The 16,885-nt window shown below is 42.7% G+C and carries 15 protein-coding genes; all 15 read left to right on the top strand.

The annotated features are described in order from the left end of the window. Nucleotides 1-215 precede the first annotated feature (215 nt). Nucleotides 216-791: a DUF2179 domain-containing protein gene (locus tag BLR76_RS08710; RefSeq protein WP_091268116.1), complete on the top strand. Its 576-nt coding sequence runs from the start codon at nt 216-218 to the stop codon at nt 789-791. A gap of 18 nt (nt 792-809) precedes the next feature. Beyond that, entirely contained in the window at nt 810-1,928 is a 1,119-nt protein-coding gene (locus BLR76_RS08705) for an ATP-grasp domain-containing protein (RefSeq protein ID WP_091268113.1), read from the top strand. A 12-nt stretch (nt 1,929-1,940) separates the two neighbouring features. Then, nucleotides 1,941-2,588 carry a GntR family transcriptional regulator gene (locus BLR76_RS08700; protein WP_091268110.1) on the top strand — a complete coding sequence of 216 codons (648 nt, stop codon included), beginning with the start codon at nt 1,941-1,943 and terminating at the stop codon, nt 2,586-2,588. A gap of 190 nt (nt 2,589-2,778) precedes the next feature. Continuing rightward, nucleotides 2,779-5,022, top strand: a complete 2,244-nt coding sequence (gene pcrA / locus BLR76_RS08695; protein ID WP_091268107.1) for a DNA helicase PcrA — start codon at nt 2,779-2,781, stop codon at nt 5,020-5,022. A 36-nt stretch (nt 5,023-5,058) separates the two neighbouring features. Further along, nucleotides 5,059-7,077 carry an NAD-dependent DNA ligase LigA gene (ligA, locus tag BLR76_RS08690; RefSeq protein WP_091268105.1) on the top strand — a complete coding sequence of 673 codons (2,019 nt, stop codon included), beginning with the start codon at nt 5,059-5,061 and terminating at the stop codon, nt 7,075-7,077. Continuing rightward, a complete protein-coding gene (locus BLR76_RS08685; protein ID WP_091268103.1) occupies nt 7,067-8,296 on the top strand; it encodes a CamS family sex pheromone protein in 1,230 nt (409 codons plus the stop codon). The genes ligA and BLR76_RS08685 overlap by 11 nt, the downstream gene beginning before the upstream one ends. 34 nt (nt 8,297-8,330) lie before the next feature. Then, complete coding sequence (gene gatC / locus BLR76_RS08680; protein WP_091268101.1) at nt 8,331-8,636, top strand: Asp-tRNA(Asn)/Glu-tRNA(Gln) amidotransferase subunit GatC; 306 nt, start codon at nt 8,331-8,333, stop codon at nt 8,634-8,636. Continuing rightward, nucleotides 8,636-10,102 (top strand): Asp-tRNA(Asn)/Glu-tRNA(Gln) amidotransferase subunit GatA, encoded by a 1,467-nt coding sequence (gatA, locus tag BLR76_RS08675; protein WP_091268099.1) that lies wholly within the window; start codon nt 8,636-8,638, stop codon nt 10,100-10,102. The genes gatC and gatA overlap by 1 nt, the downstream gene beginning before the upstream one ends. A 3-nt stretch (nt 10,103-10,105) precedes the next feature. After that, nucleotides 10,106-11,539: an Asp-tRNA(Asn)/Glu-tRNA(Gln) amidotransferase subunit GatB gene (gatB, locus tag BLR76_RS08670; protein ID WP_091268096.1), complete on the top strand. Its 1,434-nt coding sequence runs from the start codon at nt 10,106-10,108 to the stop codon at nt 11,537-11,539. Nucleotides 11,540-11,562: 23 nt separating this feature from the next. Then, nucleotides 11,563-12,570 carry a diacylglycerol kinase gene (locus BLR76_RS08665; RefSeq protein WP_091268093.1) on the top strand — a complete coding sequence of 336 codons (1,008 nt, stop codon included), beginning with the start codon at nt 11,563-11,565 and terminating at the stop codon, nt 12,568-12,570. Nucleotides 12,571-12,659: 89 nt separating this feature from the next. Continuing rightward, nucleotides 12,660-14,051 carry a 23S rRNA (uracil(1939)-C(5))-methyltransferase RlmD gene (gene rlmD, locus BLR76_RS08660; protein ID WP_091268091.1) on the top strand — a complete coding sequence of 464 codons (1,392 nt, stop codon included), beginning with the start codon at nt 12,660-12,662 and terminating at the stop codon, nt 14,049-14,051. A 417-nt stretch (nt 14,052-14,468) separates the two neighbouring features. Then, nucleotides 14,469-14,831: a Na-translocating system protein MpsC family protein gene (locus BLR76_RS08655; RefSeq protein ID WP_091268088.1), complete on the top strand. Its 363-nt coding sequence runs from the start codon at nt 14,469-14,471 to the stop codon at nt 14,829-14,831. 479 nt (nt 14,832-15,310) lie between these two features. Next, nucleotides 15,311-16,300, top strand: a complete 990-nt coding sequence (locus tag BLR76_RS08650; protein WP_091268086.1) for a sodium-dependent bicarbonate transport family permease — start codon at nt 15,311-15,313, stop codon at nt 16,298-16,300. Between the two features lie 16 nt (nt 16,301-16,316). Then, a complete protein-coding gene (locus BLR76_RS08645; protein WP_091268083.1) occupies nt 16,317-16,622 on the top strand; it encodes a P-II family nitrogen regulator in 306 nt (101 codons plus the stop codon). Next, the gene (locus BLR76_RS11845; RefSeq protein WP_176759668.1) at nt 16,622-16,774 is read left to right on the top strand and encodes a hypothetical protein; all 153 of its coding nucleotides are present in this window, start codon (nt 16,622-16,624) and stop codon (nt 16,772-16,774) included. Before BLR76_RS08645 ends, BLR76_RS11845 begins: the two co-directional genes overlap by 1 nt. Nucleotides 16,775-16,885: the final 111 nt, after the last annotated feature.

Below are 16,885 nucleotides of genomic sequence, written 5' to 3'. Positions count from 1 at the left end.
AACTTGTAAGGTCTACTCGCTATCGCTCGGTCGATCTCAACAATAGTTGTACGTGCTAAAGCACTACAACTTGTAAGGTCTACTCGCTATCGCTCCGGCGATCTCAAGTATATCTGTAAGAGCTGAAGCTCGAACAGATACTAAGGTATTTTCTTTTCAGGCTGAACGGCACTTGAAGCTTTTCTTATTATCACAAGCAGAAAGGGAATCGATTAGTGGAATTAAATTGGGGAATACTTGCAGCAATATTTATCATCAATGTCGTATATGTCTCTTTAAGCACGGTGAGACTGATGCTGACAATGAAAGGGTACCAGTCAGTGGCTCCTTTTGTAGCCATGATTGAAGTTGCCATATATGTTGTAGGGCTCGGACTAGTGTTGGACAATCTGGATAATGTATTCAATGTCATTGTCTATGCAGTAGGATTCGGAGCTGGTATTTATGCTGGTATGAAAATAGAAGATAAATTGGCTCTAGGCTATATTCTCGTCACGACTATCGTACCTGAGAATGGCTGGTATGTCGCTGAAGAAATTCGCGGGAACGGGTATGGCGTGACGATTTCTCAAGCCTACGGACGTGAAGGCAACCGGTTTGTGCTGGAAATCCTTACTCCGCGTTCCAACGAAAGAGGCTTGTACAAGCTGATTCATGAAATTGAACCGAAGGCGTTTGTTATATCTTACGAACCTAAGTATATCAATGGCGGATTCTGGACAAAACGCATGAAAAATAATAAAGCTCAAGTGAAGAATAATCCACAGGAAAGTCCGCTCGTTGAAGAGTAAGAATTGGAGTGAAGTGACATGAGTAACTGGGTTCGACCGGGAAGTACGATCGGAATAATAGGTGGAGGAAGTGTAGCAAGACTGCTTGCTTTGTCAGCCAAAAAGCTTGGATATACAGTCGGACTGATCGATCCGGATGCAGACTGTCTGGCAAAATCAGCTTCAGACTGGTTTTTGAAAGCTGAATTGAATGATGAGAAAGCACTGCTCGATTTTGCAATGAAAAGCAATGTAGTTATCTATGAATCAGAAATTATCCACAATGATTTAATTAGAAAGATGATGAGAGCTGTTCCGGTGCCTCAAGGTGAAGAGATCCTATCTCTTTCTCAGGATCGGATGCTGCAGAAGGCATTCCTGGAGTCAGCGCGCGTCAATATTGCACCTTACGCTACAATCGTCTCGCTCGATGATATAAGAGAAGCCATCAATGGAATCGGCTTTCCGTGTGTACTTAAAGCAAACAGTGCTGATGAGCGGTTAAAGGATCATCTGATCCTTTATGATGAAAGTGACATTGACTCAGCAGAACCGTTTCTTAAACATGGAACGTGTGTGCTTGAAGCATGGATTCCAGCCGACAAGGAGCTCTGCCTGGGGATTCTCAAAGACAAGGAGGGCAGACTGTCTACTTACCCGGTGTGTGAACTGAGATACGTACGAAATGAATTTAACCATTCAATTGCTCCTGCACGGATAAGTGATGATATGGCAAAAGAAGTTGAACGTATCGGCATAAGTATTGCCGAACAGCTGGACTTCACAGGAGTGATAGCCGTTGAGCTGTTCAGCATTGAAAGTGGCGCACTGTATGTCAATGAAATTGTCGCACACCCACATCGGGGATGCCATTATACATTCAATTACTTGAATTTCTCTCAATACGATGCACACATTAAAGCTGTAACAGGATGGCCGCTGCGAATCGATACCTCAGTTGACCGGGCAATCATCATGCAGTCAGTGAAGCAGAAGCATCTTCAGTCAGCTTATACATTGGCACAAGTCAAGCCGGACTGGCAGTACACATTTTATGATAACAGGGGAAGCTCATCAACTGATGAGTGCGGCCATATAACTATTGAAACTGACAATATAGGAGACACACTAGACATATTAAGAGAATTTGTTGAGTAAGAGGACGGAATTATGGCACGAAGAAGAAAAGTTGAAGAAAAAGCATATGATTTTATAAAAAATCAGATTACGACTAGCCAGTGGCTTGAGGGACGACAGATCAAGGAACTTGAAATCGCAGATGTACTTGAAATCAGTCGCACGCCTATCAGGAATGCCTTTTTACGTCTGGAAGAAGAAGGTTTTGTGAGTATTCTTCCTAATAAAGGGGTGTTTGTGGCACAAACTGCTATCGATCTGAAAGGCCTAAAAGATAGACTGTACTATCTGGAGACTTTATTTCAGCATGTCCTGTATAGTATGGAACGAGCTGAAATTGATTTGTCCCGCGTCAGCTTTTCCACACTCACAGAGAAGATGCGAAAGACTATACAGTTAAAGTCCGAAGAATTTGAGCAGCTGGAAAATTTATTCTGGAAGGCTGTTCTGGAACATCACGACAATATATACATGAACCAGTCGATCCTGCATACCTTTTATTCGATCTATGGAGTAGAGGGGCACGCACGTAACATTTTGAACCAGAGTCGTCAAGTGAAGCTATCCCATTATCAGAACATTTCAGATTTACTTGGAGAAAACAACTATGTCTACGCAAGGAGAGAAGTAAGGATCCTGCTTAACCAGCTTCTGATCAATCTGATTCAGGGCATTGACTAAATGGTTTTACAATACATGAAGAAGCATAAAATCCCTTTAGCCGACATGATTTGCCAGGCAGAGGGATTTTGTGCTGAAAAGGGGCGAACACCACATGACGAAAGTCCAAACTCTATGATAGAGGTGTGGAAAGAGCCCCTTGTTTTCTGTATAATAAGACAATGTATGAAGACTTGAAAGGATGAAGAAAGTGGTACTGCGAGACGATATATTAACAGGTATGAACCCCAAGCAAAAAGAGGCAGTCAAGCATACTGACGGACCTTTACTGATCATGGCAGGAGCAGGATCGGGTAAGACACGAGTACTGACCCACCGCATCTCTTATCTGATTCAGGAAAAAGGCGTCAGTCCATGGAATATCCTGGCTATCACTTTCACGAACAAGGCAGCGTCGGAGATGAAAAGCAGAGTAACCAAGCTGGTCGAGCATGGCGGAAGCGAAGTGTGGGTTTCGACTTTCCACTCGATGTGTGTACGGATTTTAAGAAGAGAAATCGACCGCATCGGATACAGTTCATCGTTCACGATAGCTGACCCAGCTGAACAGCTCACATTGATGAAGAAAATACTTAAACGACTGAATATCGATCCGAAGAAATACAATCCGAGAGCGATTCTTGGAGAAATAAGCAACGCTAAGAACAAGCTGCAGGATGCAGCAGCATTCAGCAACGAAGCGCACGACTATTTCGGCAAAATAGTTGCTGACTGCTATACTCATTATCAGAGAGAACTGAGACAGTCAGAAACGGTCGACTTTGACGATCTGATCATGCTGACTGTCAGACTGTTCGAGGAGCATAAGGATGTTCTTGAATATTATCAGAGTAAATTCCAGTATATCCACGTGGATGAGTATCAGGATACCAACCATGCTCAGTACAAACTCGTCAACCTCCTGGCTAGTCGACTGCGTAACTTATGTGTCGTAGGTGATGCGGACCAGAGCATCTATGGCTGGCGTGGAGCGGATATGGAAAATATCATGAACTTTGAACGGGACTACTCGGATGCGAAAGTCGTTCTGCTCGAACAGAACTACCGCTCGACACAGACCATTCTGAAAGCTGCGAACGCAGTCATATCCAACAACTTGAATCGTAAGAAGAAGAACCTCTGGACAGACAATGCCGGTGGAGACAAAGTAGTCTATTACCGAGGCGGAAATGAACATGAAGAATCAAGATACGTCGTTCAGCAGATTCAGAAAGAAATGGAAAGTGACCCGACTAAAGAATACGGGGACTTTGCTGTGCTGTACAGGACAAATGCTCAGTCACGTGTAATGGAAGAAACGCTGATCAAGACGAATATCCCATACAAAATGGTCGGTGGACATAAATTCTATGACCGTAAAGAAATCAAGGACACATTGGCTTACTTGACCCTGATCGCGAACCCTAAAGATAACTTGAGCTTTGCTAGAGTGGTCAACGAACCAAAAAGAGGCATCGGAAATACGACTGTCGACAAGCTGGCAGCTGCTGCGGAAGAAATGGGCTGGAGCCTGTACGATGCTGCGCTCAATGCGACGAGTATCAACTTGCCGGCACGTGCCGCTAAGAAGGTCGAAAGCTTTGCCATGATGATTCAGGATTTCCGCAAAATGTCTGAGTTTCTGTCGATTACAGAACTGACACAAGAAGTGCTGGATAAGTCTGAGTATCTGCCTACTTTGAAGAAAGAGCGGACACTTGAAGCTGAAACACGGGTAGAAAATATTCAGGAATTCCTGACCGTGACTAATCAGTATGACGAATCGGACCAGGAGGAAAAAAGCCTGATCGACTTCCTGACTGACCTGTCACTTATTTCCGATCTTGATAATCTGGAAGAAGAACCGACTAGTGAACTGACATTGATGACTTTACATGCAGCAAAAGGACTTGAATTTCCGATCGTCTTCCTAATCGGGATGGAAGAAGGGCTGTTCCCGCTATCCAGAGCAGAGCTGGAGGAAGAAGAAATGGAAGAAGAGAGACGACTGGCTTATGTCGGTATCACTCGTGCAGAAGAAAAACTTTATCTGACCAATGCATCAACACGTACGCTTTACGGACGTGTCCAGTCAAATAGAGCTTCCCGTTTTCTGGATGAAATCGATGCGGAAGCTGTTGAGCGTGAAGAATCAAACACGACCCGTCCTTTCTCCAATGGCATGTACAAGGGATTTGGAGGCAGTGCCAATGATCCGTTTGCTAAAACTGCAAAACGTGCAAGGCCACCGAAAATTTCATCGCATCCGACTGGAAACAGCGGAGCTGAAAAACTGGAGTGGACCGTTGGAGACAAGGCGAAGCACAAGGTGTGGGGTGACGGTACCGTTGTGAAGGTCAGCGGAAAAGGAGACGACCTGCAGCTGGATATCGCTTTTCCAGGTATCGGGATCAAGCCGCTTCTGGCCAGTTTTGCCCCGATCGAGAAAGTATAATGTAATATAAATACAATAAGAGAAAGAAGGATCAGCATGGTGTCTCATGAGAAATCTTTCGACCAGGTCAAGATACGTGTAGATGAACTGGTCAGCAAACTGGATCAGTACAGTCATGAATATTATGTGCTGGATCAGCCAACCATCCCTGATGAGGAATATGATAAGCTGTACCGCGAACTGGTTGAGCTGGAAGAGGCTTACCCGGAACTTATACAGAACAATTCTCCTACTCAAAGGGTAGGCGGAACATTGCTGGAAGGGTTCGAAAAAGTTGCTCACGACACCCCCATGCTCAGTCTTGACAATGCATTTTCAGAAGACGAGCTGATGGCCTTTGACCGGCGTGTCGCTCAACTAGTAGATGCCCCTTATTCTTATCACTGTGAGCTGAAGATCGACGGACTGGCTGTTTCGCTGAAATACGTGAACGGCAAACTTCAGCAGGCAGTTACGCGTGGAGACGGAACTATGGGTGAAAATGTCACGGCTAATGTACGGACAATAAAATCGATTCCGTTGACACTGAAAAAGCCCCTGACGCTTGAAGCCAGAGGCGAAATCTACATGCCGAAATCATCATTTATTGCATTAAATGAAAAAAGAGAAGAACAGGGCGAGGCTGTCTTTGCCAATCCCCGTAATGCTGCTGCAGGCACATTGAGAAATCTTGACCCGAAAGTTACGGCGTCAAGAAATCTCAGCGTATTTTTATACGCCCTGACTAACGTATCGGAACAGCCGGTCGACACACAGGATGCTGCATTAACGATGCTTGACCAGCTCGGTCTGAAGACCAATCCTGAGCGAAAAGTTTTCGATTCGATGAGTGACGTATGGTCATTCATTGAAGACTATCAGGAAAAACGGACATCACTTCCCTATGAAATCGATGGGATCGTGATCAAGGTCAATGAACTGGTCAATCAGGAAAAAGCAGGCTATACAGTTAAAGCCCCACGCTGGGCTATAGCTTATAAATTTCCGGCAGAGGAAGCCCGTACGACGATTCGTGAAGTGGAATGGTCTGTCGGCCGGACTGGAGTCGTGACACCTACAGCAATCATGGATCCGGTTCAGCTGGCAGGGACAACTGTTCAGAGAGCCAGTCTGCACAACATCGATCTCATGATCGAAAAGGATATCAGACTAGGTGACACAGCAGTGGTCAGAAAAGCGGGAGACATCATTCCCGAAGTCATTAAAGTAGATGTGGTCGAGAGAAGTGAGGACAGTGAGCCTTATGTCTTTCCAACACATTGTCCGGCCTGTGGCAGCGAACTGATGCATCTTGAGGACGAAGTAGCCCTCAGATGTATGAATCCTTCCTGCAGTGCGCAGGCTAAAGAACGACTGAGCCATTTTGTTTCCAGGAATGCTATGAATATAGATGGACTGGGAGAACGAGTGGTGAGTCAGCTTTACGAAAAAGGCTTGGTCAAAGACGTAGCCGATTTGTATTATCTTGAAAAAGAAGCACTGCTTGAACTGGACAAAATTGCTGATAAATCAGCGGACAACATGCTTAAAGCCATTGACGCTTCAAGGTCCAATTCACTTGAACGACTAATATTCGGACTCGGAATCAGACATGTCGGATCTAAAGCAGCCCGACTGCTGGCTGAAGAATTTGAATCGATCGATCATCTGAAGGCGGCGTCATTGGAATCCATCAGAGCTATCGAAAGAATCGGTGAAAAAATAGCAGACAGTATCCATTCGTTTTTTGAGCTGGAAGAAGCAGAAGACCTGATCGACAAGCTCAAAAAAGCTGAAGTAAGTATGACTTATACAGGGATCAAACAAAAAGAAGCGAAAACAGATTCCATGTTTGCTGATAAAACAGTTGTCATTACAGGAAAGCTGGAACACTTTACACGAAACGAGTTAAAGGAAAAACTGATCGAATTAGGTGCAAAGGTAACCGGCAGTGTATCGAAAAATACAGATTACCTGATTGCTGGAGAAGAGGCTGGAAGCAAGCTGACAAAGGCTGAAAGTCTGGATGTGCCGATTATCGATGAAACAACAGTAATAGAGGAGATTGAAAAATGAAAAGAAAAGAGAGTGGCAGTCAGTGAAAAATAAACGGCTAATAGGCATGCTGATGACAAGTGCTTTGTTTCTGTCTGCCTGTGGATTCTTTCCGGATCCTGTCGATCCAAATCAGCCACCTGCTGAAAATGGTGAAATATCTGAAGAAGGTGAAGCTGACGGACAAGATGAAGAGTCATCCATTGTAGAAGTACAGATTGATTCTGAATATTACCGTCCTGTTGTCAGAGAAGACGGAACTTACGCTCCGAGCCAGTCGAGAGGGATTACTCGTCGACTGAATTCCAATTTGAATATGAGAACTTTCGAAAGTGACTTGATGCGTCATGCTCAGCGTTATTTTCCAACGAGTGATCATTTTTTCCAGGAAGGACAATTTATCCCATCCGCAACCATTAACAGCTGGCTGAGAAGACAGGAGCCTGTTGAAGAAGATGAGGATAACGAAGAAACAACAGAAGAAGCAAGTGAAGACCTCGGCTTGAATCCCGAAGACAATTCCGGTGCAGATTCACAAGAGCGGAATCCCATATATTTAAGTTCTATTCTAGAACATAACTTTTATGAACAAACAGATGAGGGCCTTAAACTGGCCGGCATCAGCATTGGTCTTGCAATGAACTCTGTGGATTACTACGGTGATAATAGAGATCAGGAACAGATTATTCCTCTGGATGAGCTGCTTGAAGAAGGACAGGTCATGGCGGATCAGATCGTTTCTTACTTAAGAGAAATGGAAGAACTGGCCGATGTCCCGATCATGGTAGCTTTATTTGAGCAGTCCAGACGAGACAGCTTGGCACCAGGAACGTATTTCGCTGAAGGATTAAGCGATAGTGGCAGCGATTCTGTAAACAGCTGGAATCGTATCAATGAAAATCGGCTTGTCTTCCCGCTGGAAGGCATGCAGAGTGCGGAAGGAAACAGTTTTGCTAATTTCCGCTCTGAAGTAGAAGGGTTCTTCCCTAATATCAGCGGAATTACAGGTGTCGGTCACTATATAGAGGAGCAGCTGGTTCATTTAGAGATCAATATCATGACTCAGTTTTATGGGAAAGGTGAAATCATTGCCTTTACTCAATTTGTCAATGAAGCAGCAGTCAATTTTCTGCCAGAAAATGTTCAAGTCGAAATCAGACTGGAATCTTTGAACGGAATGGAAGCTTTTCTTCAGAAAGACAGTGATGACCAGGAATATTACGTAATGATTTTCAATTAAAAACACGCAAATGTGGAAAGAAGGGATGAGCAAGATGGCAATAAACGAAGAAACAGTAAAGCAGGTTGCTAAACTGGCTAAGCTTGAGATTGGAGAAGAGGATATTCTTACATTTACCAAAGAAATGGACAGTATCATCGAAATGGTCGAGCAGCTGGAGGGACTGGATACGGAAGGCATTGAAGGCACGTATCATGGACTGAATGAGCACAACGTCTGGCGTGAAGATAAAGCTGAAAACGGGACAGATAGAGAAGACCTGTTTAAAAACGTGAAAACCCATAAAGACGGCTACATTGAAGTGCCGGCAATGTTTGACAACGGAGGGAGTGAAGCTTAATGAACTTTCTAGATTATACATTAGAAGAACTGCATGACAAACTCGTCAGTAAAGAACTGACAGCGGTCGACCTGGTTGAGGCATCCTATAAGCGTATTGAAGAAACTGATGAGCAAGTCGGTGCATTCCTGGCTCTCAGCAAGGAAGAAGCACTGCAGGCTGCTAGAGAAACTGATGAAAAAGGCATCGATCCGAATAATGTGTTAAGCGGACTGCCAGTTGGGATCAAAGATAACATCTTGACAAAAGGAGTAACTACAACTGCCTCTTCTAAAATGCTGGAAGACTTCGTTCCTATCTATGATGCGACAGCAACTGAAAAACTGAAGGAAGCAGGAATGATCTCAGTCGGGAAACTGAACATGGACGAATTTGCCATGGGCGGATCCACTGAGAACTCTGCATTCAAACTGACGCGTAACCCTTGGGATCTTTCTAAAGTTCCTGGTGGATCATCCGGTGGTTCAGCTGCGGCTGTAGCGGCTGGTCAAGTGCCTGTTTCACTCGGTTCAGATACCGGTGGGTCCGTTCGCGAACCGGCTGCCTTTACTGGACTGGTCGGGGTTAAACCAACATACGGACGTGTCTCTAGATACGGGCTGATTGCTTTCGGTTCAAGTCTGGATCAGATCGGTCCATTTACTAGAACAGTTAAGGATAATGCTCTGGTACTCAACGCAATAAGTGGACATGATCCAAAAGACTCTACATCTTACAGTGGAGAAACACCAGACTTTACTGATGGCATCGATAAAGGTGTAAAAGGTTTGCGTATTGGTGTACCGAAAGAGTACTTCAATGAAGATGCTAAAGAAACTGGTGTAATCGAATCAGTGCGTAATGCACTGAAACTTTACGAAGAACTGGGAGCAGAAATCGTAGAAGTCAGTCTGCCTCACTCACGTTACGGCATTCCGGCTTACTATATCATCGCTTCTTCTGAAGCTTCAAGTAACCTGCAGCGTTTCGACGGGATCCGTTACGGCTACCGTTCAGAAAATGTCAGCTCACTTGAAGACATTTACGTCAATTCCCGTTCTGAAGGGTTTGGACTTGAAGTAAAACGTCGTATCATGCTTGGAACATTCTCCTTGAGTTCCGGCTTCTATGATGCCCACTTCAAGAAAGCGGCTCAGGCGAGAACTCTAATCAGAAATGACTTCGATACAGTCTTTGAAGATGTAGATGTGCTTGTAGCACCGACTACGACGACAACTGCGTTTGAAATCGGCGGTAAAATCGACGATCCACTAGCGATGTACATGTCTGATATTCTGACAGTTCCTGTGAACCTTGCAGGTGTGCCATCACTATCTATCCCTTGCGGCTTTTCAAATGATATGCCGGTCGGTATGCAGATCATCAGTAATCATTTTGATGAGCAGATGATGTACCGTGTCGCTTACGCATTTGAAAAAGAAACAGACTTCCACAAGAAAAAACCAGCATTCAAGGGAGGAGAATAAAGAATGAATTTAGAACCCGTAATAGGACTTGAAGTACACGTTGAACTGAAAACTGAATCAAAAATGTTTTCTCCATCCCCGGCTCACTTTGGTGCAGAACCGAATACGAACACAAACGTCATCGACTGGGGACACCCTGGTGTGCTTCCTGTCGTTAACAAACAGGCGATCGAGTATGGTATGAAAGCCGCACTCGCTTTGAACTGTAAAATCGCGACACATACAAAATTTGACCGCAAGAACTATTTCTATCCGGACAATCCTAAGGCCTATCAAATTTCTCAGTTTGACCAGCCGATCGGATATGACGGATGGATCGAAATCGAGGTCAACGGCGAAAAGAAAAAAATCCGTATCGAACGGGTACACCTTGAAGAGGATGCTGGTAAAAACATGCACGGTGAAGACGGCTCATCTTATGTCGATCTGAACCGTCAGGGGACACCACTGATCGAAATCGTTTCTGAAGCAGACATGCGCTCGCCTGAAGAAGCGTATGCCTATCTGGAGACACTGAAACAGCTGATTCAGTTTACTGAAGTATCTGATGTGAAGATGCAGGAAGGATCAATGCGCTGTGATGCGAATATCTCCTTGCGTCCTTTCGGTCAGGAAGAATTTGGAACAAAGGCTGAACTGAAGAACCTGAACTCCTTTACTTATGTCAGAAAAGGACTGGACTTTGAAATCAGCCGTCAGGAGAAAATCCTGAATGCCGGTGGTGCACTGGATCAGGAAACCAGACGTTACGATGAATCAACTGGCGGAACGATTCTGATGCGTACGAAAGAAGGATCAAGTGACTACCGTTACTTCCCTGAACCGGATATTCCAAATCTGGTCATCAGCGATGAATGGATCGATTCAGTCAGAGCCTCTCTGCCGGAAATGCCTAAAGAAAGACAGGCACGCTATGTCAAAGAGTTCAACTTGCCTGAATACGATGCGGTTGTTCTGACGGCGACAGTTGAAATGTCCAACTTCTTCCAGGGAACGGTCGATAATGGTGCCGATCCTAAGCAGGCTTCGAACTGGCTGATGGGTGAAGTATCGGCTTACCTGAACAGTGAACAGGTCGAACTTCTGGATACAGCTCTTACGCCTGAATCCCTGGCAGAAATGATCAATTTGATTGCTGATGGGACGATATCGTCTAAAATTGCCAAGAAAGTCTTTAAAGAGCTTGTCACAAACGGCAGCACAGATGTAAAAGCTCTAGTAGAAGAAAAGGACTGGGTTCAGTTAAGTGATCCATCTAAACTTCTTCCAATTATTACTGACACACTTGATAAAAATGAACAGTCCATCGAAGACTATAAGAACGGAAAAGACCGTGCATTAGGCTTCCTCGTCGGACAAGTCATGAAACAGACTAGAGGTCAGGCCAACCCTGGAATGGTCAACAAATTATTAAAACAAGAGCTGGACAAAAGATAGATAGAGTAAAGGAGGGGATGTACATGAGACGTCGAGCCAGGATCATTTATAATCCCACATCCGGGAGAGAAACATTAAAACGAGCACTTCCGGACATTTTGAATGTATATGAAAAATGCGGGTACGAAACGAGTGCGTTCTGTACCACCCCGACTCCTCTAAGTGCTCAAAATGAAGCGGACCGATGTACGAAAGATGGTTTCGATCTCATTATTGCTGCTGGCGGAGACGGGACGATCAATGAAGTCATCAATGGGATTGCTCCTCATGAATCACGCCCGAAACTGGCGGTCATTCCTGCAGGGACGACGAACGACTTCGCCAGAGCACTCAACATTCCGCGTAACGACTTTGTCAGAGCAGCTGAGCTGATCAACACCCATCAGTTTGTTAAAATGGATATCGGTAAAGTCATTACCGCTTCACAGGAACGTTATTTCATGAATATCGGTGCAGCGGGATCGCTGACCGAAGTCACCTATGATGTACCGGCAAACATGAAGTCCGTTTTCGGTTCTCTTGCTTATTTTGTAAAAGGAGCTGAACTGCTTCCACGTATAGGTAAAGTGCCGGTGAGCATTTCTTATGATGGCGGTGTTTATGAAGGGACAGCTTCCATGCTTTTCGTCGCCTTGACCAATTCTGTTGGCGGATTTGAGAAAATCGCTCCTGACAAGAAACTGGGCGATGGCAAATTTACGCTGATCATTGTTAAAACGACGAACATTGCTGAAATTCTGAGACTACTTACCTTAGTTATTAATGACGGCAGGCACGTCAATCACCCGAAAATCATCTATACGAAGACATCTTCAGTAAAAGCCGAGTCATTGGTCGATAAGCCACTGATGATCAATATAGATGGAGAATACGGTGGCGATGCACCGGCAGAATTTGTCATGTATCAGCAGCATATGGAACTGGTAGCTGACCTTTCTGGAATGCATCTGACTGTCGACAGCAGGGATACCGTGGCCATCGAAAAAGAAAGTAAATTTCTTGAAGGTGTTTCTCAATTGGATGAAGAATAAGCACACAAAGCGCACAGATTATTTTCTGTGCGCTTTCGTTGTGTGACATGTATACTGAAGATAAGTAATGAACCATAAGGAGACGAGTAATGTCAAAAGATAAGAACAAGACAGCGGCGCCTGTCAGGAAAAACGAGACTTTAGAAGCAGAGATTATTGATCTGACTCATGAAGGAATGGGTGTCGCAAAGATAGAATACTATCCGATATTCATCGAAGGTGCTCTAGTTGGAGAAACCGTAGAATTCAAAGTAATCAAAACGAAAAAGACTTTCGGATTTGGTAAGCTGCTCAAAGTGATTGAAAAAAGTCCGGACCGCGTAGAGATTGAAGATAAAGTCTATGCACAGACCGGTACCATGCCTCTTCAGCATCTGTCATATCCAGCACAGCTGAACTTTAAAAAAGAACAGGTCGAAAAAGTCCTGAGTAAAATTGGTAATTTGAGTGATATCGCTGTCGAAGAAGTCATTGGAATGGACGACCCCTTTGGGTACAGAAATAAGGCACAGGTGCCTGTCAGAAAAATAGATGGTCGTCTGACTACAGGATTTTTCCGTAAGAACAGTCATGACGTCATTCCGATAGAGGACTTCAAAATCCAGGATCCGAAAATCGATCAGACCATCCTTACCGTGCGTGACATCATGCGCAAGTTCCATGTCAAACCGTACAATGAAAAGGCGCACACGGGCTGGTTGCGTCATATCATTGTCAGAAGAGGGTACTACAGCAGTGAACTTATGGTTGTACTAGTAACCAACACACATGATTTCAATAGAGAAGAAGAAATCGTCTCTGCACTGACGAGAGCTCTACCGGAAATGGTCAGCCTGATCCAGAATATCAATAAGGAAAAGACCAACGTCATACTTGGTTCGGAGTCTCGAGTGTTATTCGGTCAGGACAGTTACAAAGACAATCTGCTGGGCTTCACCTTTACGATTTCACACCAGTCCTTCTATCAGGTTAATCCAGTCCAGACAGAAAAACTGTACCAGACTGCCGTAGACTTTGCCGGACTTAGTGGAAATGAAACCGTGATCGATGCCTACTGTGGGATTGGGACACTCACCTTAGCTTTGTCTAGACAGGCTAAACATGTACACGGCATGGAAATAGTAGAGCCTGCAATAGAGAACGCCAAACTGAACGCCGAAACGAACGGTGTAGCCAATGTCTCATTCGAAGTCGGACCAGCTGAAAACATCATTACAGAATGGGCAAAGGCAGATAAGCGCGCAGATGTCATCGTCGTCGATCCGCCTAGAAAAGGTCTGGCACCTGAATTCATCGATGCCGTCCTGACCATGAAACCGGAAAAAATGGTCTACGTCAGCTGTAATCCAGGGACACTGGCTAGAGATCTGAAGATCCTATCTGAGGGTGGCTACACAGTCCAAAAAGTTCAGCCCGTAGATATGTTTCCTCAGACATATCACGTGGAGACGGTAGTATTGATGTCAAGGGTGGATAAGTAAGCGTGTAATAAGATAAGTAAATAAAGGCTTTCCGTGATTTGAGATCTGGTTCTAAGCCGGAAGGATAATCACGGATTTTTGCTTTGAGGGAAGTTATCCAAGAATAGAAAAGCGTAAGGTTGAGTGGTTAGATTGACTTTGGGGTTTGTGAGTTGATAGGATAACTGACAAAAACGTGGTGAGTTGACCTTTATATGTATTTACAACGAATTAGATATATGTTATGCTAAATTAAATTTTTTAAGTTAGAATAGGTTGCTCAATATAAGTACAATTATCAAATGTATTAGCATTAAGATAATAATTAATTGTCTGTATGAAAATACGGTTAGGGTTTTGTTGCTTAGATTGAAACAAATCGGTATGTCACCCTTAATATATGGTGATAGGAAATACCCTTGTTAGGAGGGAACAACCATAACAAAAGGTCAATTAGAAGCAGAAATAAGCAAGGCATTAACACTGTGGGAGAAGGATTTTCTAGGACGAGGATCCGTAACAGTGAAAACTGACATTTTAAGGGATATGGTCATTGTTGTTCTAAGAGGAATATTAACACCTGCAGAATATAAGGTTTGTCAAACATCAGAAGGAATATTATCTATTAAGAAAGTTCGAGCAGATCTAGTAGAAGCAGGTCGAGATATGTTAGGTGAAATAATAAAAGAAAAAACAGGGGAAGAAGTAATAACATTTCATACGGACATCAGTACAAAAACCGGTGAACGGGTTATGATCTTTAAATTATCTGGCGATTTAGAGAAAAAACTAATGTCTTAGAAAAAATAATAGTAGGGAGATCTACAAAGGCCCATTTTGGATGAAATAGTGGGTAAGTTGAGGATAAACCGACTTTTTTCTAGCGTAAGGCAGTTATACCACTATAAATGTGGATACTGTACCTTGCTAGAAAAAGTCGGTTTTTTGCTTAGGTACTCTATACAACAAACACCACTAAGAGTATGACACAATATCTCAAATACTTTTACAAAAGCCAGGGTATAAGCACTTAATATAATGAAAGGAGGTGTACTACTGTCCCTATAATTTACAATTATATTGTAATGAAAATTATGAACATAAAGGTAAGTTGATAGACAAATGAAAGGTGGAATACACCAGTCAAATGTGGGTCAGCATCCATGGCTACTACCTCAAAATTAGTAATATGATGTTGACCTTATTTTTGCGTATGTAATTAATTATAATTTATTAATGAAAAAATAAGTTTTAAAAATAATGGTGAGGTGTTAAGTAAGATGATTTCTTTAGAATTTGCATTTAGCAACATGTTATCTCCAGCAATATTATTTTTTATATTAGGAGTTATAGCGGTATCAGTTAAATCTGATCTTGAAATACCTGATTCAATTGGATCAGCAATAACATTATATATTTTAATATCCATAGGATTACAGAGTGGAGTAGCAGTGAGTAAAACAGGGATACTAGGAGTAGTAATACCTGCTTTATCCGCAATAATTATGGGTATTTTAATTACAACTGTAGTATACTATATAATGTCAAAAATAGGATTTGATCCAGAAAATGCAGGATCCATAGCAGGACATTATGGAGCATGTAATAGTGTAACCATTATAACAGTTTTGGTTTTTTTAGAGCAAATGGGAGCTAGCTATGAGGAATTTGTGCCTGCCTTGTACCCTTTTATGGATACAGCAGCTTTACTTACCGGTATTGTTCTAGGTCATGTTGGTTTAAAGAAAAGATCTGTTGAAGTAGAAAAAGGTGAATATAATATAAGAGATATATTGCGTACATCTTTAACAGCTAAATCAACATTATTAATTTTGGGTGGCTTTCTAATTGGATTAATATCAGGTGTTGAAGGAACGAAAAGTCTCATGCCTTTCTATGATAATATTTTTAATGGAATTTTCACAATTTTTATGCTTGATATAGGAATACTTGCCGGTTCAAGAATCTTTGAACTAAAAAGTGTTAAGCCAGTTACATTGGTGTTAGCAATTATTCTCCCGCCATTACAGGCTTTTATGGCAATAATATTAGCTACTTTTATTGGCTTAAGTCCAGGAGGAGCAACTGTGTTTGCAGCATTGGCTGGTGGAGCATCCTTTATATCTGCACCGGCAGTAATGAGAAGTACCTTTCCGGATGCCAACCCCTCTTTGGCTCTTGGAATGAGTCTAGGGATTATTTTTCCCTTTAATATTTTAATAGGAATCCCCCTTTACTATCAAATAGCAAATATAATTTCAAATTTATAGATGGAGGTGTACCAACATGTTGAAAAGTGCTGAGAAAATTATTATAATAACTGAAAGAATAATCTGTTCTCGTATAATAGAATATTTAGAGTCTTTAGGTATTAAAGCTTATACCATTTATCAGAATGTTTCTGGACAAGGTGAAAGAGGTATGAGATCAATATCTGGAGGACTTAGTAGATTTGGTGAAAATATAAGAATAGAAATTATAATAGAGAATGAAGAAGAGGCTATTGCTGTAGCTGAAAAGATATACAATAAATATTTGTCTTCAAAATATGCGGGGATAGTCTATATAGAAGATATTCGAGTAATTAAGTAATGGGTAAGAAAGCCATTATATGTATGAGAGAAGTTCAACTATGGATAAAAGAAAAAGTTACTCACAGCTTGTTTAAAAATCGTGTGGGAATTTTAGCAACTACGCATAAAAAGGAAGAAGTAATATCACCGATACTAGAAAAAGAATTATGAATTAAAATTATTCCTTAATCCTGAATAATTCATAGTACCTTGTCAGAACAGGCATTTATCCCGCTTTGATAAGGTTTATCACTCTATTCCTTCTTCACCCGTTGGGTGAAG

Origin of the sequence: Alkalibacterium thalassium, from assembly GCF_900101165.1 — a bacterium.
Lineage (GTDB): Bacteria > Bacillota > Bacilli > Lactobacillales > Carnobacteriaceae_A > Alkalibacterium > Alkalibacterium indicireducens.
The sequence above is the reverse complement of the archived record's forward strand: the minus strand, read 5'-3'. Positions and strand labels throughout refer to the sequence as shown.